General features: G+C 62.2%; 18 protein-coding genes. 7 read left to right on the forward strand and 11 right to left on the reverse strand.

Annotated features, from left to right (window positions below; genetic code table 11):
* Positions 1-99: 99 nt before the first annotated feature.
* The 5 genes from ACZ1G7_RS13200 to ACZ1G7_RS13220 are packed head-to-tail and all read right to left on the reverse strand — an operon-like array spanning position 100 to position 5,286.
* Positions 100-1,113, reverse strand: a complete 1,014-nt coding sequence (locus ACZ1G7_RS13200) for a murein hydrolase activator EnvC family protein (protein WP_472659854.1) — start codon at positions 1,111-1,113, stop codon at positions 100-102.
* On the reverse strand, positions 1,110-2,627 hold the full coding sequence (gene gpmI, locus ACZ1G7_RS13205) for a 2,3-bisphosphoglycerate-independent phosphoglycerate mutase (protein WP_472659855.1): 1,518 nt from the start codon (positions 2,625-2,627) through the stop codon (positions 1,110-1,112). Before gpmI ends, ACZ1G7_RS13200 begins: the two co-directional genes overlap by 4 nt.
* A 29-nt stretch (positions 2,628-2,656) precedes the next feature.
* The gene (locus tag ACZ1G7_RS13210; RefSeq protein WP_472659856.1) at positions 2,657-3,268 is read right to left on the reverse strand and encodes an acyltransferase; all 612 of its coding nucleotides are present in this window, start codon (positions 3,266-3,268) and stop codon (positions 2,657-2,659) included.
* On the reverse strand, positions 3,249-4,082 hold the full coding sequence (locus ACZ1G7_RS13215) for a P-loop NTPase family protein (RefSeq protein ID WP_472659857.1): 834 nt from the start codon (positions 4,080-4,082) through the stop codon (positions 3,249-3,251). Before ACZ1G7_RS13215 ends, ACZ1G7_RS13210 begins: the two co-directional genes overlap by 20 nt.
* Positions 4,083-4,098: 16 nt before the next feature.
* On the reverse strand, positions 4,099-5,286 hold the full coding sequence (locus ACZ1G7_RS13220; protein WP_472659858.1) for a GumC domain-containing protein: 1,188 nt from the start codon (positions 5,284-5,286) through the stop codon (positions 4,099-4,101).
* 265 nt (positions 5,287-5,551) lie between these two features.
* On the opposite strand from ACZ1G7_RS13220, the gene ACZ1G7_RS13225 reads away from it, so the two are divergent.
* From ACZ1G7_RS13225 to ACZ1G7_RS13235, 3 genes are all read left to right on the forward strand, one after another.
* Positions 5,552-6,175, forward strand: coding sequence for a polysaccharide biosynthesis/export family protein (locus ACZ1G7_RS13225; protein WP_472663731.1), 624 nt, complete (start codon positions 5,552-5,554; stop codon positions 6,173-6,175).
* Positions 6,176-6,307: 132 nt separating this feature from the next.
* Positions 6,308-6,739 carry a UDP-N-acetylglucosamine--LPS N-acetylglucosamine transferase gene (locus ACZ1G7_RS13230; RefSeq protein WP_472659859.1) on the forward strand — a complete coding sequence of 144 codons (432 nt, stop codon included), beginning with the start codon at positions 6,308-6,310 and terminating at the stop codon, positions 6,737-6,739.
* On the forward strand, positions 6,685-7,206 hold the full coding sequence (locus tag ACZ1G7_RS13235) for a glycosyltransferase (protein ID WP_472659860.1): 522 nt from the start codon (positions 6,685-6,687) through the stop codon (positions 7,204-7,206). Before ACZ1G7_RS13230 ends, ACZ1G7_RS13235 begins: the two co-directional genes overlap by 55 nt.
* On the opposite strand, the gene ACZ1G7_RS13240 is transcribed toward ACZ1G7_RS13235, so the two are convergent.
* Positions 7,153-8,127: a glycosyltransferase family 2 protein gene (locus ACZ1G7_RS13240; protein ID WP_472659861.1), complete on the reverse strand. Its 975-nt coding sequence runs from the start codon at positions 8,125-8,127 to the stop codon at positions 7,153-7,155. The genes ACZ1G7_RS13235 and ACZ1G7_RS13240 overlap by 54 nt on opposite strands.
* Complete coding sequence (locus tag ACZ1G7_RS13245; RefSeq protein WP_472659862.1) at positions 8,127-9,422, reverse strand: O-antigen ligase family protein; 1,296 nt, start codon at positions 9,420-9,422, stop codon at positions 8,127-8,129. The genes ACZ1G7_RS13240 and ACZ1G7_RS13245 overlap by 1 nt, the downstream gene beginning before the upstream one ends.
* 54 nt (positions 9,423-9,476) lie before the next feature.
* On the opposite strand from ACZ1G7_RS13245, the gene ACZ1G7_RS13250 reads away from it, so the two are divergent.
* Complete coding sequence (locus ACZ1G7_RS13250; protein WP_472659863.1) at positions 9,477-9,989, forward strand: acyltransferase; 513 nt, start codon at positions 9,477-9,479, stop codon at positions 9,987-9,989.
* A gap of 200 nt (positions 9,990-10,189) precedes the next feature.
* Entirely contained in the window at positions 10,190-12,421 is a 2,232-nt protein-coding gene (locus ACZ1G7_RS13255) for a hypothetical protein (protein WP_472659864.1), read from the forward strand.
* On the opposite strand, the gene ACZ1G7_RS13260 is transcribed toward ACZ1G7_RS13255, so the two are convergent.
* Entirely contained in the window at positions 12,418-13,656 is a 1,239-nt protein-coding gene (locus tag ACZ1G7_RS13260) for an oligosaccharide flippase family protein (protein ID WP_472659865.1), read from the reverse strand. The genes ACZ1G7_RS13255 and ACZ1G7_RS13260 overlap by 4 nt on opposite strands.
* Positions 13,657-13,695: 39 nt before the next feature.
* On the opposite strand from ACZ1G7_RS13260, the gene ACZ1G7_RS13265 reads away from it, so the two are divergent.
* Positions 13,696-14,940: a Coenzyme F420 hydrogenase/dehydrogenase, beta subunit C-terminal domain gene (locus ACZ1G7_RS13265; RefSeq protein ID WP_472659866.1), complete on the forward strand. Its 1,245-nt coding sequence runs from the start codon at positions 13,696-13,698 to the stop codon at positions 14,938-14,940.
* A 42-nt stretch (positions 14,941-14,982) separates the two neighbouring features.
* Positions 14,983-16,203: a polysaccharide pyruvyl transferase family protein gene (locus ACZ1G7_RS13270; protein WP_472659867.1), complete on the forward strand. Its 1,221-nt coding sequence runs from the start codon at positions 14,983-14,985 to the stop codon at positions 16,201-16,203.
* A gap of 2 nt (positions 16,204-16,205) precedes the next feature.
* Here the strand turns inward: ACZ1G7_RS13270 and ACZ1G7_RS13275 are convergent, their stop codons facing one another.
* The 3 genes from ACZ1G7_RS13275 to ACZ1G7_RS13285 all read right to left on the reverse strand — a co-directional run bounded on the left by ACZ1G7_RS13275 (position 16,206) and on the right by ACZ1G7_RS13285 (position 18,026).
* Positions 16,206-16,466 (reverse strand): spike base protein, RCAP_Rcc01079 family, encoded by a 261-nt coding sequence (locus ACZ1G7_RS13275; protein WP_472659868.1) that lies wholly within the window; start codon positions 16,464-16,466, stop codon positions 16,206-16,208.
* An 88-nt stretch (positions 16,467-16,554) separates the two neighbouring features.
* Positions 16,555-17,238 (reverse strand): sugar transferase, encoded by a 684-nt coding sequence (locus ACZ1G7_RS13280; protein WP_472659869.1) that lies wholly within the window; start codon positions 17,236-17,238, stop codon positions 16,555-16,557.
* Between the two features lie 2 nt (positions 17,239-17,240).
* Positions 17,241-18,026: an NAD-dependent epimerase/dehydratase family protein gene (locus ACZ1G7_RS13285; RefSeq protein ID WP_472659870.1), complete on the reverse strand. Its 786-nt coding sequence runs from the start codon at positions 18,024-18,026 to the stop codon at positions 17,241-17,243.
* Position 18,027: the final 1 nt, after the last annotated feature.

Below are 18,027 nucleotides of genomic sequence, written 5' to 3' on the forward strand. Positions count from 1 at the left end.
CCGTGAACCAGCCTGCCGGATCGATGGCCGTGTTATCTTTTCTTAGCTCTATATAAAGCGACTCTTGCAGATTACCGCCACCACCTTTGCTTGCGGAGATCAAAAAACCGTCACTGTCGGGTGGATTTCCCCCATCAGACCCAATGCGTCGCCTTGTGACACGATCTGCCCGCTTTCGGTAAGCGGCTGGCTGAGACCCGCGAGAATCAGCAAATAACCGCGTCCGGGTTCCAAAATGACGACCGATCCGTAGTCCAGAAGCGGGCCTGCGTAGCGCACGGTTGCGGGCCATGGGGCCGTGAGCAGTGCGCGCGTTGGTGTCGCCAATGTCCAGCCGGGGCGGGAGAGGTTGTTTGCGTCAACTTCATTGAAACGTTGCAAGACGGTGCCCGCAACGGGCAGCGGCAAACTGCCTTTGGCGGTTTCGAAGTCGGCGGCATTGGCGGTTTCAGCGATGCTGAGCGTGGCGAGGCTGTCGGCAAAGCCTTGCAGCGTATCGGCGGCAGAGACGAGCTGCGTCATCTTTGCGCTGTCGGTGATGACGCGGTCGGGAAGCTCGGTCCGGTCGGCGACGGCCTGGGCCAGCGTGGTGCGGGCGATTTGCATCTCATCAAGTGCTGCGGTCAGCTGGCCTGCGGCGTCTTCTTGCAAGATGCGCAGCAGTGACAGTTCGCCCAGCTGCGCTTTTAGTTGTTCGGCCTCGGCCTGCAGGGCGGGGGTGACATCAGACAGGATCATGCCTGACCGCGCCGTGCCGATGGCCCCGCTTGGATGCATCATCAGCAGCGGTGCGGGGGATCGCCCGATGGTTTGCAGCACGCCCAGCAGCCGCGACAAGCGGTCTTCCTTGGCTTCAAAATCCAGCAGGATCGCGCGTTCGCGCACGGCCACGCGTCTGAGCCCTTCGCGCAGAGCGCCGAGCCCTTCTTCATAGGCGCGCACGGTCTCGGTCAGGGCCTTGATCCGGGTCGAGGATTTTTGCGCGCTATCAAGCTGGTCAGCCGCTTTTTGCAGCATTTGCGCCGCGCGTTTGGCGGTGGTGACGGGGTCGGATTGCGCGAAAGCGGGTGCGCTTAGTGTGAGCAATAATGCGGTGAGCGCGGCGCGGATCACGAGATCAGCGACTTTCCGGTCATATCTTCTGGCTGGTCGAGCCCCATCAGTTGCAGAATTGTGGGTGCCAGATCAGCGAGACGACCGTCGGTCAGCTTGGCCCCATCGGGGCCGCCGACCATGATGACAGGCACCAGATTGAGCGTATGCGCGGTGTGCGGATTGCCCGTGTCAGGGTCGATCATGATGTCGCAATTGCCGTGGTCCGCCGTCACGATCATCGCCCCGCCGGTCACATCAAGCGCCTTGAGCGCGCGGCCCAGCCCCTGATCGACGGCTTCACAGGCCTTGATCGCGGCGTCCAGATCGCCGGTATGGCCGACCATATCGGGGTTGGCGTAATTCACCACGATCAGGTCGTAACGTTCGTAGATTGCATCGACGAGCTTTTCGGTGACCTCCGGCGCGGACATTTCAGGTTGCAGATCGTAGGTGGCGACGGCGGGGCTTTGGGCCATGTAGCGGGTTTCGCCTTCTTCGGGCTCTTCCCGGCCGCCATTGAGGAAGAAGGTGACGTGGGGGTATTTTTCGGTTTCCGCCAGCCGGAACTGGCGCAAGCCTTGGGCCGCGACCCACGCGCCGAGCGTGTTGTCGATCTTTTGCTTGGGGAAAACGGTGGTCATGTAGTCGTTATGGCTGGCGGAATAGTCGACCATGCCCAGCCTTGCGGCCAGCTTGGGCAGCTGCGCGGTTGAGAACCCGTCGAAGCGGATATCGCCCATCGCAGCCAGAATTTCGCGGGCGCGGTCGGCGCGGAAGTTGAGGCAGAAGATGCCGTCGCCGTCCTTCATGCCTTTGTAGCCGCCGATAGTGGCGGGCTCGATAAATTCGTCGGTTTTGTCGCGGGCATAGGCGTCGCGCACCACCGATTGCGGGTCGGCATAGTCGGCGCCTTTGGCATGCACCATGGCCTGATAGGCTTTTTCGACCCGGTCCCAGCGATTGTCGCGGTCCATGGCGAAATACCTGCCGCTGACGGTGACGATCTGCGCGCCATCGGGCAGGTTCGCCTTGATGTCGCGCAGGAAGGTTTTGGCGGATTTTGGCGGCACGTCGCGACCGTCGGTGATGGCGTGGACCGCCACCGGGACGCCCGCATCCGTTAGCGCCTTGGCGGCCGCGAGCATGTGGGAGGTATGACCGTGCACCCCGCCGTCAGACACCAGGCCCATCAGATGCGCGGTGCCGCCGCTGGTTTTGAGGTCCTGGATGAAGGTGGTCAGCGCCTCGCGCTTGAAAAAGCTGCCGTCCTCGATGGCCAGGTCGATCTGGCCCAAGTCCATGGCCACGACGCGGCCCGCGCCGATATTGGTGTGGCCGACCTCGGAATTGCCCATTTGGCCTTTGGGCAGGCCCACATCCGGGCCGAAGGTCAGCAGCGTGGCGTTGGGGCATTCGGCGGTGATGCGGTCGATATTTGGGGTTTTGGCCAGCAGGGGGGCGTTGCCCGTTTCACTGTTAGACAGGCCCCAGCCATCGAGAATGCACAGAACTACGGGTTTTTTGCTGGTCATGACGCGCGCCTTTTGAGGTTGCGCGCACGCTACGCCGGGGCGCGGCTGCCTTCAACCATTTCGCGTGTTGAAATCTGCGTGGGCGGCGCACCGGCGATGACGGCGGCGGCGGGCACTTTGCCACGGATCACGGCGCCTGCGCCGATGATTGCGCCGTCGCCGATCTCAGCGCCGGGCAGGATCACGGCATGCGACCCGATCCAGACGTCGCGCCCTATGCGCACGGTAGCCTCCCGCATGGGTTGCTTGGTGACTGGGCTGCCGTGATTGAACCGGTATCCGGCGGCGGTGATCATGACATTGGGCCCCAGTAGCAGGTTGTCGCCAGCGACGATTGCGCCGCGATGCTCTCCAGCCCAAAGCGCGCAATGGGCGCCGATATGGGCGCCTGCGCCCAAGGCGATGTTATGGGCATTGGCGAAAGACGCGGTCGGGCTGATCGCGGTGCCGGGCCCGCAGGTGAGCGCGCGGCGGGGCGTGACATGGGTGTAGTTGTAGTAATTGATCAGCTTTGCCAGATGCAGCCAGGCCCGCGGATCAACGAGCGAGGCCACGGCCCGCAAGGCGCGCAATTTCGGGCCACGGAAGGTCTTGGGGCGCTCGATGAAAGTGGCGGGCAGCTCAGTGAGATGTGTGGTCATCGGTGAACCGGCAATTGGTCATGACCACGCCCAGACAGGGCTTTTGTTCGGCGATCAGCTTTTCGGCTTGGTCGATCTGCGGACGCGTGGTGTGGTCGGCGCGTGCCACCAGAAGCGCCGCATCATAGAGCCCGGCCGCGCTGACGGCGTCGTCAGTGCTGAGCACCGGCGGCAGGGTCATGAGCATGAGGTCTGGCGCGAAGTCTTCCTCGATTTGGGTCATGAGCGCGGTTGATTTGGTGGTTGCCAGAAGTTCCGCCGGGGATTCGGCGGGTTGGGTCGACAGGCTGAGCGCCAGATTTGAGCCGACCCGCAGGCAGGAGCTGTCAAATTCGCGGCGGATGCCGGTCAGGGCGCTCCAGATTGGGGAGACAGACGATAGGCCAAATCGCGTCGCCAGCTTTGGATCACGCAGGTCAAAGTCAAAGAGCATGATCCTGAGATCATCTTGCCGCGCCAGACTAAGCGCCAATTGCGCCGTCAGCTTGCCTGCGCCGCCGCCGCTGGTGGGTGCGGTCACGGCCAAACGCTTGATGCCATCGGTGCGGGTTTGGCGCAGCAACCGGCTGCGCATCAGGTCAATGGCGCGCTCATGCGCGATGCCTTGCGGGTCGTTAATCTTGGCATGGGCGGGGATCGAGACCTCGTTCAGCCGCATCCACGCGCGGGTCGGGTCGGTGAGGACTTTGTAGTCATCAGGGTTATGCGTGAAGGAGACCGGGCGCGCATTGTCGATCACCGGTTCTCTGGCGTGTTGGGTGGTGTCCTCCAATGTGGGGTCCGGGGCGGTCGCGTCTTGGGCGGCATGCTGCATGTGGTGGCTCCGATATTCAGGCGGGTTTTGGGAGGGGGATCACGGCGTAAGGCGCAATTTTCAGGCTGTTCATCAGGTCTTCGGGGCGCCGCAACACCAGATCGCCCCGGCTGCGCAGGATGCCCAGACCAAGGCCCGCCAGACAGGACAAAGCGATGCCCAGTGCCAGCGCGATTTTGCGGCGTGGCCCAGCGGGAAGGTCTGGCAGGGTGGCGGCTTCGACGATGGACAGACGGTCGCCTTTGCTGGTCAGCGTGATGCGTTCTTCGACGGCGGCATCTTCCAGCCGCGCGACGGCGTCTTCATATTGCGTCAGGGCAAGCGCGTGGGCGTTTTCCAGCGTTTCAAGCCGCAGTGCATTGGCTGGGATCAGCGCAAGTGCCGCGTCGATCTTGGAAATATCGGTGGAGTTCATCAGCTTGGGCGGGCCTGATTGTTCGGGCACGTCGGAGCGTTCAAGCTGTGCTGACAGCGACCGCACCTTGGGGTGCTGGCCTGAATAAAGTGCGGCGGCGGAGCGCAATTCAGACGCTATCCGGTCACGGGTCGGATCGGCAGAGACCGACAACCCGCGCGAGGCGCGTTGCAGCAACAGTGCTTTGCGCTGGTCGTGGTAGCGTGGCGCGTCTTCGGGTAGGGCACCTGCGTTGGCTTCCTTGAAGCGCAACAGGTCCTCAAAAGCGGCGTCGAGGCGCAGCTTTTGATCGACGACCTCCTCCCTGTAGAAGGACAACGCGCTTTCGGCGCGACCGGTTTTGATCTGGCTGTGTTCCGACAGGACCTGATCGGCCAAGGCGTTTGCAATCGCGGCGGCGAAGGCGCCGTCAGCGTCGGTGACGGCGATTTCGAGCGTCGTTGGCTTGCCGCGCCCGCTGGACGTGTCGAAGCTGATCGCGTCTTGCAGGGTCTTGGGGTCGGCGTCGCTGCCCAATGTCTTGAGCAGCGCGGTGAGCCGCGGCTGGGTCATCAAACGCGCCTCAATACTTTGCAGCTGAGCCGCGTGTTGCATCGATTCGGCGCTGACACGGGCTGTGTTAGACACGGATGTGGCTTCGACCAACAGTCGCGTGGTGGCGGTGTAGCGGTCTGGTAGAAATTCGATCGCGGTGAGGCTGGCGGCGACGCCCACAAGCGCTACCCCAACCGAAAGCGGGACCTGCCGTAGCAGCTTCCAGCGCCAGTATCTGATGCGTGCGTTGCTCATGCGTTACGACCAAACGGCGCGGTGATTTTAGCGAAAAGGCGGCTAAGCAGGCTCGGCTTTGAGCGCCGGGGCCATTCGAATTCTGAGCTGTCATAGAGCATGTTGCGTCCTTACTCACTGGCTACGATAGCTGTGAAAAGAACGCAGACAGTTTAAGACATAATTAATCGAAATCGTTTCTTTTCTTAATCCGAACAGCGACATGACACGGCAGTGAGTCGGCGTCTGGCGCTTGGAAAAAAGCTGAGAGAAGGAGCGCATTGTGATGTGGAAATCAGTCTTGATACTGATCTCGATCCTTTTTGGCGTGCCAGCATCCGCAAAGGATTACCTGATACAGCCCGGCGACACTTTGGTCTTGGAAGTTCTGGAAGACGAAGCGATGCGCCGGTCCGTGCTGGTGCTGCCCGATGGCAGCGTGTCCTTGCCGCTGGCGGGCACGATCCCGGTGGCGGGGCGCACCGTTCCGCAGGTCGAAGCGATGGTGCGCCAGAAGATCGGGCCCAATTACGTGAACCTGCCAACGATCCACATTTCCGTGTCGCGGCTGGCCGACCCGAAGCGCAGCGTGGCGGCGCGGGCCCGGGCGTCCGCGCCCAGAACCGCGCGGGTTGCCGGAATTTCGGTCTTCGCGATGGGCGAGCTGGGCAAGCCTGGCAAGCTGGTGGTGCCGCGTGGCACCACGATGATGCAGTTCCTGGCGGAGGCGGGCGGGTTCACCCGGTTTGCTGCGTCCAGCCGCGTCATGCTGCGCCGCGTGGACCGCAAGACCAAGACGATCAAATCCTACCGGATCGACGCCAAATCCATGATGAATGGCGGCGCGCAGATGGTGGTTTTGCAACAAGGCGACGTGATTGTCGTCCCGGAGCGCAAGCTCTTTGAATGAAGGACCGGCTGGCCGCGCGACGGCCAGCTTCGTGAACGCAGGGTGCGGTCGCGCAGGCGAAGATAGGGGCATCTGGCCGCAACCATATCCGGGCCAGGTGGAAACATCGGATAGCCTGGAGGAGCCCTATCCATGAAAACGCAACGCGTGCTCGCCGTCGCCTCTAAGGGCGGCCATTGGCGCCAACTTAACGCCATGACCGGCGCCTTTGACGGCCATGACGTCCGCTTCGTGTCGACCGACCCCGACATTGCCGAATTCTGCATCAGCGAATGCAGCCGCACCGAATGGTGGCGCGGCATTTTGGTGGCTTTGCAGGTGGCGTGGATCATCTTGCGGGTTCGGCCGCATGTGGTGGTGTCCACGGGCGCTTTGCCGGGGCTGGTCGCGCTGATCGTGGCGCGGATGTTTCGCGCGCGCACCATTTGGATCGATTCCATTGCCAACACTGAAGGGATGTCGCTGTCGGGCCGCCTCTCGCGCCCGTTTGCCGGGCTTTGGCTGACACAATGGCCCGACGTGTCGCGCAAGACTGGCGCGATCTATGCGGGGGCGGTGCTATGATCTTTGTGACGGTCGGCACCCAGCTGCCGTTCCCGCGCCTCGTTGAAGAAATGAACCGCATTGCGGGCAAGCTATGCGAGCCTGTTATTGCGCAAACCTGCGATGCGGGCACGCCCTACCCGAACCTGATTGTAGAGCCCTATATGAGCAGCGAACGGTATGGGGATGTCATTGAACGCGCCCGGCTGGTCGTGGCGCATGCCGGGATTGGCACGGTGCTGGCGGCGCGTCAGGCGCAGGTGCCGGTGATTTTGGTGCCGCGAAGGGCCTCGCTGGGTGAGCATCGCAACGACCACCAGCAGGGCACCGTGCGCCAGCTTTTGGGGCGGGACGGGATTACCGGGATATGGGACACCAACAAGCTTGAGGCGCTGGTCCGGACGGAATTTGCAGCACCTGAGCCACCGATCGCGTCAGGCCCGTCTTTGGACGGGTTGGTCACGACGCTGCGCAGCTATATCGGCTAGCAACGGCAGCCCATGCATGGCGCGCATCAGCGCAGTGGCCTGCGCCGTATTGCCTTCGACCATGTATTGCCCTGATTTGGCCAGTCCATAGAGGTACCCGGTGGGCAGGGACCACGGGTGAAACTTGCGCAGATACATCATCCGGGCGCGGTTTTTGTGATAGACAGAAAACGGCGCGGCGGTGCTGCCCAGCGTGGGTGAGCCGATGGCGGTGCCCGCGCGGTGATAGACGGGCGCGTTTTCGCATAGGGTAAGCGGCATGTCTGCGCGGCTTTGGGCCCAATCGACTTCTTCATAATACAAAAAATAGTCCTCGGGCATGGGGCCTGCGGCGTCAATGAAGGCGCGGGAGGCCACCATGCTGGCGCCGGAGATGAAATCGGCCCGTGCGGCGTCGGCGAGCGGGGCATCAGCAGGCGCGCCGAGGGACAGGTTGCCGGTCACGCCGGTCCAACGGTTGATGGTGCCCGCGTCGATTTGCACCCGGTGGGGCGCGTCCGCATAGAGCAAACGACAGCCCATCAGCGCGAAACCATCCGGGGCGTCCGCAAGGGCTTTGGGCGTGCCCGGCGGGATCAGCGTGTCGGGGTTCAAAATCCAGAACCGGTCAATCTGCGGAACCGCACGCAGGTGCTTGAGCCCAATATTGACCCCGGCGGCGAAGCCTGCGTTCTGACCGGCCTCGATCAATCTGACGGCGGCGCGGCGGTGTCGCGGGATCGCGCGGGGCTTTACAAAAGGCAGATCGCGCGCAGTGCTGCCAGACGCGGTGCGCCAGTTTGTGATGGTGGCGACCGTGTGATCGGGCGATGCGTTGTCGACAATCACCAGCTTGAGCGGCTGATCGCTGGCCAAAAGCGTGTCTAAACAGGCCTCGATGACGTCCGTCGCGTTGTAGGTGACGATGACGACACCAAGCATCAGGCGGGGGCCACGCGTTGGAAATTGGGCCGGAAGGGCCGCGCAAAGGGCAAAGTTTCGGATTGTGGGCTTGGGTTTGACCCGGTGCGCAGGGCCATCCATTGACCTGCGCCGAGCAGAAAGAAGCAATAGGAATAGATCGCGGTCCAGACATGGACGGTGCACAGCGTGAAAGTCAGCCCGATCATACAATAGAGCCACGCCATTTTTAGGTGCTGCGGCGCGGTACCACTGCGCGCGACGCGCCAGATGGCCAGCCCCATAAGCGCAAATCCGGGCAAGCCGTAGCGCACGGCAAGGGCCAGCCAGAAATTGTCCATGCTGCCGGAATACATGAAATGGGGGCGCAGCCATTCCTCCAGCCCGAGGCCGAAGACTGGGTTGGTCCAGACATTGATCATGCCCCATTCAAAGATGATGCCCCGCCAATAGGCATTGTGCGCCGAGAAGGTGGCGTAGCTGAGGAAGACGCGGATCGGGCTGCGGTTGGAGACCAGATCGATGAAAATGTAAGCTGCCAGCATCGCCGCCACTAGCCACCACCATTTCTGCGCGTTACGGACGAAAAACGCGGCCCATGCGATCAGGAAAAGCTGGATCAACACGGATAAGAACGCGCCGCTGGACAGGGCCAGGAAGGCGGTCAGCACGGTCAGCGCCAAAATGGCGAGGCGGCGCGGCAAAGACAGCTGTTTCATAAGGCCGACAAACGCCATGGCGGTGGCGGAGGCGCAGAACAGACCAAAATGGATCGGGTGGGCGAAGATAGCCTGGACGCGTTCGAGGCCCAAGCGCGCCTCGATATCGACGATGTCGACGCTTGTGATGCCCGGCAGCGCGCGGATGGCGTCAATCAGGGGCGGCGAGCCGGTCAGCGTTTCATAGATTGCAAGCGGTAGGCAGAGCAGCACCAGAGCTGTGATCGCCTTAATCAGGGCCAGAAACTGCGCGGCATTTGTGATGTAGCGGCGCGCCAGAAGGTAGCCGCAGAACATCTCCAGCAGCATGACGCCAGTATGCTCCACCGCTTGACTGGGCGTGTTCATCCACATCGCGACGCCCGCCCAAGGCACAAAAAGCAGCAGCAGAATGTCGGTTGCGGTGGGACGGTGGCGCACCAGTGACAGCAAAAGCGGGACCAGAAGCACAGCCAAATAGAGCCTAACACTAGTCATTTGCAGGGGCCCGGCCATGAAGCGGACAGGCAGCACCACGACGGCGAGATACAGAATGACCGGAAGCGGGAGGTTTTGGCGCGACAACATGAAGGTAAATTGCCGGTTAACCGTTATCATTCTGTAAAGATTTGCGCGGTTATTTTGCGTTTGCTTTGGAAAGAGGAAAGCGCCGTGACCGACCTGCCGATGCCAAGCCAAGGGCTGCAAAAAGCGCGACGACGCGGGCTGAACCGGCTTCGCCATTTTCGGGCGGGCTTGGTGGGTCTGCGCCGGCTTTGGTTGGTGAAGGTTTACGGCATGGATATTGATCCCAGCGCGCAGCTGTCGCTGTCGGCGCGGCTTGACCGGACCTTCCCGATTGGCGTGCATGTGGGTGCGCGCAGCTATGTGGCGTTGCAGGCGATGGTGCTGACGCATGACCGCACGCGCGGGATGTATCTGCACACCCGGATCGGGCCGGATTGCTTCATTGGCGCGCGGGCGATGATTTTGCCGGGTGTTGAGATCGGGGCGGGGTCCATCGTGGCTGCGGGTGCGGTCGTGACCCGGGACGTGCCCCCCGACTGCATCGTGGCCGGCAACCCCGCGCAGGTGATACGGCGCGGCATTCGCGCCGGGGCGTATGGCCGTTTGCCTGAGGCCGATTTGCGCGAACATGAGCTGGCGGCGGCGGGTTTGACCTAAGGTTAACGCAAGGCGCGCAGCATAATATGCGCGCGCAACGCTGAAATTTGTCGTGTTATCAGCCTGCTCGGGCGACATTTCTGCGCCTTTCCCAGTCAGAGTCCGCTCGTTCCCGCAGGACGGGGCCCTCTGCGGGCCTGACGTGCCAACCGCCTTTGGCGCCGGTGCCCCCTCGGCCGAGCCAAACGAAGGTGACCCTTATGATCACGATGCTTGGCCTGCCTTTGGCCGCGACCTCGAACCCGAAGGGTGGCGTTTTCGTGCCCTTGACCGAAATCACCATCAACAATTTCTCGCGCGACATGACGCTGTTTGACAGTGGTGCTGCGTTTGGCCGCGCAGAGGCGGACGTGGCGATTGGCGGCACCGGGACGGAGGGCGAGACCGTCGAGATCCGGCTGCTGCCCGAAGGCGACGCGCCGCAGGATTGGCAGGTTTTTGGCGTGATTGACGGGTCGGGCGACTGGTCAGGTACCCTGACCCTGCCGCGGGATACGCGGTGGCTGCGGGTTGAGGCGCGTATCCAGTCAGAGCCGGTGACCCGTGCCACCACGCCGCACCGTTTCGGGATTGGCCATGTGATCGCGCTTTGGGGGCAATCGGAAGTCGTGCGGCTGCATTCGACCTTCTACGACCAACTGCCCGCCGAACCCTTGTTGAACGAGAATAGCGTGCAGGCGATGTGGTTCGATGGCGGCCCGCAAATCAAGTATCTGACGAATGCGGACCCGCACACGGCGGCGCTGGCGGCGATGGCCAATGTGTTCATGGCGGAGCGGCCGGGCGAAAAGTTTGCGCTGGTGTTTCAGGCCGTCGCAGGCACCGGGTTCCGCGACCTTGTGGATGATGCGGAGCCGTCTCGGCTTTGGGCCAATGACGCCGCGCTGCACGCCTTTGCCACGGCGGATGGGCAACATGTGGGCATGCCGTCCGTGTCGTGGTTTGCGACGCCGGGGTCCTTCTCATCGAGCTATGAAGAGGGTCTGTTCCCGCTCTTTACCGGCAAAACCAGCGACGGCACGCCGGTCAGCTTCCCGACCACGATCCCCTATGGCACCGCGTCCAGCTACCAGGCGGATCACTGGTTTGGCGAATTCTATGACCCGGCCCATACGCGCTGGATCGCCTTTGGCCCGCATAAGTTCGACATTGGGGCCGACATGCAAAGCGCCACGGTGCTAGCCGGTGGTGCCACGCAGAATAACCTTCTGAACAAACAGCTGGCGCGTGAAAGCTGGCGTGAGATGGTGGTGAACCCCAATGCTGACGGGCTTTTCCTGCCCTTGGGACTGGAGCCGCTGACCTATCAAAACGGCTATGATGACGGCGCGGGCAGCTGGACGGATCAAAGCCACCCATCGGCGAACACGGATGACGGCTCGCCGATGTTTGGCCGCTTGATGGCGCATGCGATTTTGCAGTCGGCGGGCCTGACCAGCTGGGCGATGCCGGTCTTTGATCAGGCCGAATGGGAGCCATCGGGCACCTATGTCGAGATCTGGTCGAGCGCGGGCGACATCACCACGCCACGCCTGAAACGCGGCTTGCCCGCTTTGGGAAGCGGCCAGCCGCATTGGACGGATGTTCTGGGCTGGCAAATCAACGGCCAACCCGCTGAGCGAGCGGAGGTGGTCGGAGGCCGCGTGCGGTTGTTCCCCAATGCCGGAATTTTCGTCTCAAGCGATGTGATCCGCTTTGGCGAAGGCGGGGCCACGGGTATGATCAAATTCCCTGAGGACCATTTCGCGGGCACGCATTTGAACCTGCCGGTGGTCGATCACGGCTTGGCGGGGCTTGACGGTGTGCCGGTGCGACCCTTGCCCGATGACGCTGTGTTGACCAACACGCTTCCCGCCCCTGCCGGGGGCTTTTCGACCAGCGCGTCAGGGCCGTTCTTCTATGACCCGGCGACGCTGGGCGCGGGCGTCGGCGCGATGCAGTTCCATTTCGATCTTGCGCCGACCGTGCCGGGCTCCGGGACGATCATGCTGATGACAACGACGGGCAACTATCTGCGTCTGGAGGTCTTGCCCAATGGCAAGCTGCGTTTGCGCGTGCGCGATACGGGCGGGGTGGTCCATGTGGATTATGCGCAGACGGCGTCGGGTACGATCATCAACGGGGTGCAGGCAGATATCCGGTTCGCGCTTGATCTTGCCGCAGGCTTTGCGCGCATCTGGGTCAATGGCGTGCTGGTTATGGACGAAGGTTTCACCTCGGCCACGCCGACGTTGCCCAGCAACCGACGTTTGTTGTTGATGGCCACGGCGAGTGGGGCCAATCAGGTTGTGGCCGATGTCGACCGGCTGGCTGTTTGGAAAGATGCTTTGGGCGATGGATCGCACCCGGGCGGGGCGCCTTACAAAGAATATCTGGGGCCGCCCGCCCTTGTGAATGCGGATGCCTGGAAAGTCGGTGGCGACGCGACCTAGGCTGTGTTCAGGGTTTGGCGCAGGCGCAGAAAGGCCAGTGCCAGACCCGCGGTCTCTGCGGCGATTGCGATCCACAACATGCCTGTCAGGCTGCCGCCCTCTGCCAGCCAAAAATAGACAATCGGCAAGGCGCAGATGCGTGGCAGATTGCCAAGCGCTGCGTTCAGCGTGCAGCCTTTGGTCAAGGCGACGGTGGATGGCCCTGTTCGGGCGACGCGCAGCCCGTGCAGCACCGCGAGCAGGGGAAAAAGTGCCACAAGCGGGGAAAATGCGTCCCCCAATAAAACCGGGACGAACAGGCCCAACAGGCTTAGCGCCAAGGCAAGGCAAACTGCGATCATGGCGCAAATTGCGATAAGCTGGTTGGCCTGTTCGCGAAAGTCTTCAGGTCTTTTCACAGCGCATAAGCGCGGCAGCGCAAAGGTTTGCAAGCTGCGCCCGATGATGAGCGCGGGGGTCAGGGTCAAGGTGAAGCCCATTGCCAGAAACGCCAACTCAACCGGACTTTTAAGATGCGCGACCAGGATTTTTTCGCCGTGGAACACGCCAAGCAGCAAGAGCCCGTTCAAAGCCATTGGTGTGCCGAAGCGCAGCACGGCGCACAGGTGTTTTTTGTCGATTGCTATGGTGAAGCGGCGTTCGGCGACAAGGTGCGACATTAGCAGGCTGCCTGCGGCTTGGACAAATGCCGCAGTCAGCAAGACCCTGAAATCGCCATATTTTTGGTAAAGGGGCCAGATCAGAAGCAGGGCCAGCAGGGCCGGGCCAACCCCGATTACGATGGACGGGCCGAACCGATGCGCGCGTTGAAAACGATATGCGTCAAGATGCGCCAAACCGGTTAATACCGGCAAAATGGCGAGGGTACGGTACGCCCATGCGGCCTCCGGCGTGTTGAAGAACGCGGCGATTGGCCCGGCGAGACCATAGATCAGCACCGCGCCACAAAGCCCCCTTAGCAACTGGATGGCATGCAGAGAGCCCTGGAAGCGGGGCGCATCGCCGCGCCCGTCGCGGACCAGCATTTGATGCACGCCGAGATTTGTCGCCATCTCGACGCCCGTTGCGACGATGGCAAGGCCTGCGGCGATGCCGAATTGTTCCACCCCAATAAGACGCGCCGCAAAGATATTGCGCAGCAGGGTCAGCGCCGCAATGACGCTGTGGCCTGATAAAAGCGCAAGCAGCGGATAGAGCCTGTTTTGGCGCGGAAAGGGGCCTGTCAACGTTTCCATTTACACATGCTTAACCAGTTCACGGTTAACGAGGCGTAAATGGGCGAGGAGCTTCGTGTGGTGCAAGCGCAAGACATTACCGACCGGATCGTCAGCGCCGGTCTGTGCACGGGCTGCGGCGCCTGTGCGGCTTTGGCGCCCAAGTCGGTCTCGATCTCGCTTGGCGAGAGTGGGTTTTTGCGCCCCGACACCCGCGCCAGATTGACCCGCAAGCAACGCCGCGACATTGCGCAGATTTGCCCCGGCCAGCAGCAGGTTCCGACCGAATTGGGGGACCAGTCGCACCCGCTTTGGGGCTCTTACCGCAAAGTGTTTCAGGGGTGGTCGACCGATGCCGCGATCCGGTTTGACGCGGCGTCGGGCGGGGCGTTAACCGGCGTTTTGGCGCATTTGTTGGATACGGGGGAAGTTGACGGCGTCGTCAGCGTCGCGGCGGATCCGAGCAATCCATTGGGCAACGCTGTGGTGGTCAGCCGGACGCGTGACGCGTTGCTGGCGCAGGCCGCGTCGCGCTATGCCCCGTCGGCCCCTTTGTTGCAGGTGCCACGATTGCTTGAGGGCACCGCGCGTTACGCGTTTGTAGGCAAGCCCTGCGACATTGCGGGCTTGCGCAACTGGGCGCGGATTGATTCCCGGATTGACGCCGTTTTTCCCATCAAACTGTCGTTCTTTTGTGCCGGTGTCCCGTCGCAGCGCGGCGCGGAGGCTTTGGTGTCGCAGATGGGCGCCGAATTGGCAGAGGTTGCGCAGTTTCGCTATCGCGGGCGCGGCTGGCCGGGGCGCAGCGAACTGACCCTGAAATCCGGGCAGCAACACACGCTCAGCTACGCGCAAAGCTGGGGCGACGTGCTGTCAAAACATGTGCAGACGCGGTGCAAGATTTGCGCGGACGGGATTGGGCTTGAGGCCGATATCGTCTTTGCCGACGCCTGGGAGACGGATGCGGAAGGTTACCCGAAATTTGAAGAACGCGACGGGCGCAGCCTGATCCTTGCGCGCTCCCGACTGGGATTGCGGCTGGTGCATGACGCCGGTCAGGCGGGCGCGTTGGTGGTGCGCGCGATGCCGATTGATGCGGTTGAGCCGATGCAGCCCGGTCAGGTGCGCCGCCGGCAAGAGCTGCTGGCGCGGCTGATCGGGCGTGTTTTGGCCGGGTTTCCTGCGCCGCGCTACCGGCAGGCCGGGATTTGGCGCAATTCGCGCAGCTTGGGGCTGGGTCGGATGATGCGGGTGGCGTTGGGTATGATGCGGCGCAGCCTGCAACAACGCGGGTCCAACTCTTAAGCGCGTAACGCTTCGTTAACCGGAATCGCAACAGGGTTAAGCATGCTTCATATTTGTTTCATCATGCACGCGACACGGTCACGCAATTTGGGTGTCGGCGCGCTGACGGCCGCGCAGCTGGACGCTGTGCGCTCGATCGCCAAGCGGCTGCGACAGCCGCTAAAAGTCACCATTCTGGACTGGAATGACAGCGGCGCGCCCTGCGTTTCGGGCGATGATCTTGAGATCGTGACTGTGACCGGGCGCGACCTGTTGGCACCATCGGGCGTGTTCAAACACATGCGCGCGGCGGATGTGGTTCTGGACATCGGCGCTGGCGACAGTTTTGCCGATATTTATGGGCCCAAGCGGCTGCGACGGATGATTTGGATGAAGCTGTTATGTCTGGCCTCGGGCACGCCGCTGGTGCATGCGCCGCAGACATTTGGGCCGTTCAACCGGCCTGTCAGTAAGCTGTTGGCGCGGTTCATTCTAAGCCGGTCGGCATTGGTTGTGGCGCGGGACGTTGCCTCCGCCGTGCATTTGCGTGCGATGGGGGTGCGGCGCGAGGTTCTGGTTGCGTGTGACGTGGCCTTGCGGCTGCCCGGGCGACCCCGCGCGGTGAATACCGGGCGCCCCAAAGTTGGGATCAACGTCTCGGGCCTGCTGATGGCGGGCGGCTATACCGGCCGCAACCAGTTTGGGATGGATGTGGATTATGGGGCGCTATGTGCGTCCATGATCAAAAGCTTTTTGGCGCATCCCGACCGGCCTGAGGTGCATCTGATCCCGCATGTGATCAGCCCTGATATGCCGGTGGAGGATGATATGCACGCCATTCGGGAGCTGGCCGCGCGTTTTCCCGACGTTGTTTGCGCCCCGGCCTTTGACACGCCGTCAGAGGCGAAAAGCTACATTGCGCAGATGTCGTTTTTCACGGGCGCGCGTATGCATTCCTGCATTGCCGCGTTTTCCAGTGGCGTCGCGGTCGTGCCCTTGGCCTATAGCCGCAAATTCGCGGGACTGTTTGGCGCGTTGGGCTATGATCATGTGGCCGATTGCTGCGCGCAAACTGGTGCGGAAATCCATACGCAGGTGATGGATGGCTACGCGCGCCGTGATGCCTTGGCGGATGAGGCGCGCAACGGCCATCTGAACGGGTTGGCGCGGTTGCAGCTGTATGAAAAAGCGCTTGAGCGGCTGTTTCGCGACGTGATCTCAGAACAGAAAAAACCTGCCGCACGGGAGGCGACAGGTTTGGATCATAGCCTCGCGCTAAAATAGGTCTACCAGAGCGCGACAATGCCAGTGGCGGACGTGCCCGAAGACGCTACGCGTTCAACGCGGGCAGGCAGGATGGATCCGCCGGGCACTGCTTCAAACAACAGGGCAGCGCCATCAGCCATAATCACGCTGACATCGCCGCCCTGACCAACATAAAGCGCGCGGCTGATTTGGGTCAGCGCCGTTGTGTCGCTGGGTGTGACCTGTTCGCCGCCGCGTGCGGGTGAAATCGGGGTCGTGGGGAAGTTCGAAAATTTGTCCATAAAATCCTGCCAATCCATGTGATGGCGCCATGGGGTGACGCCGGAAACTAAGGGCGCGACAAGAAAACGTCGCGCGGACAGGGTTGTCTCAGTTTGAGGTTAACAAAGGGGAAGACCTGCGCGCGTTGCTTCGGCGCTTTTGCACGCGCGGCTGGTCGGGTGCGCGTCCCGAGATTTGGCGAAGTGTTGTCCAGATGATCCAAAGATCAAACCCAAAGCTGGCATTGCGGCGATAGATGCGATCCAGCCGCGCTTTGGCGGGGATGCAGCGTGTTCTATAGACGCGGTCGGTTTCATCAGGGTCGGCGCAGGTTGCCAACAAGGCTTCTTCCCGTTGGCTGAAGATGAGCGTGGCAAAGCCCGTGACGCCCGGCTGATTTTTCAAAACGTCGCGGTAAATCGCGGGATAACGGTCGACATAGGCGCGCAGCGGCGGGCGAGGGCCCACAAAGCTGATATCGCCGCGAATGACGTTCCAAAGCTGGGGCAGCTCATCAAGATGCCTGCGTCGTAGCCGCGCGCCAAATTCTGTGATTCTGCCCGATTTATGCCCGCCCGTGACGCCATCTTCCGCCTGTTCAGCGGGCCGCATCGTGCGGAATTTATACAGCGTAAACGGGCGGTCGACCCCGCGCATCCGTTCCGCGCGGTACAGAATGGGGCCGTCGCCTTGGCGCCAAATGCGGAAAGCAATCCAGCCGATCCAGGGCAAAATAAGCAGGGCAAGCGCCGTGGCGCAGACAAAATCGAACAGCCGTTTTCCCGGACGCATAGCTACCTATTGATACCGTTTAAATCCTCGATAACGGAAGCGTAGGGCGATTTGGTTGCGATTAGGTTAGTCATGCGTGAGATATCGAGATGGACCTGCGCGATTGCGGTTTCGGGCGCCGGAACAGGGGTCCAGTTTTTGCCCGCCGCGTCCAGCAATTCGGCCATGCTGACGGGCGGGTCTGCGGCAACATTCAGCACATCGGGCAGCGCGTGGCCTTGACCTGCAAGCACCAGCAGATCACGGCACACCAGCGCCAGATGATGCGGTCCGATATAGCTGCGCGACGGGACGCTGCCATCCGGGAATTGGTCGAGCGTGTAGTGATCGCGGTCCTGGCCCAACAGCGCATCGACGCCAGCCACATTGCTTATCCTAAGGCAGGTGGCGTTTTGATACGGGCGGGCAACATCTTCCATATGCTGTTTCGACCGCCCATAGACCGAAAGTGGCGCCAGCGGCATGTCTTCGCGGCACAGCGCATCGGTGTCGCCGTATACGGCGGCGCTGGAACATAGCAGCACGGGACGATGTCCGGCCTGTTCCAGGATGCGTTCGGCGATGGCTGGGTTGTCGGCGAAGCTGCGGCCGGGGCGTTCGTGGGTGACACCCGCAAGGTTGAGAACGGCGTCTGCCTGCGTCATGGCAGCGGCCAATTGGTCGGTGTCGCGCAAAATGTCGAAGGGCGGGGTTTGGTGCCAAATAGGCTCTATTTCACCCGAGTTTGGCCAGGCGGCGCGCAGCAAGCGGCCCAGTTTTCCCGCAGCGCCAAGGACCAACAGCCGCATC

The sequence above is a fragment of the Litoreibacter sp. JB4-2 genome (genome assembly GCF_055693445.1).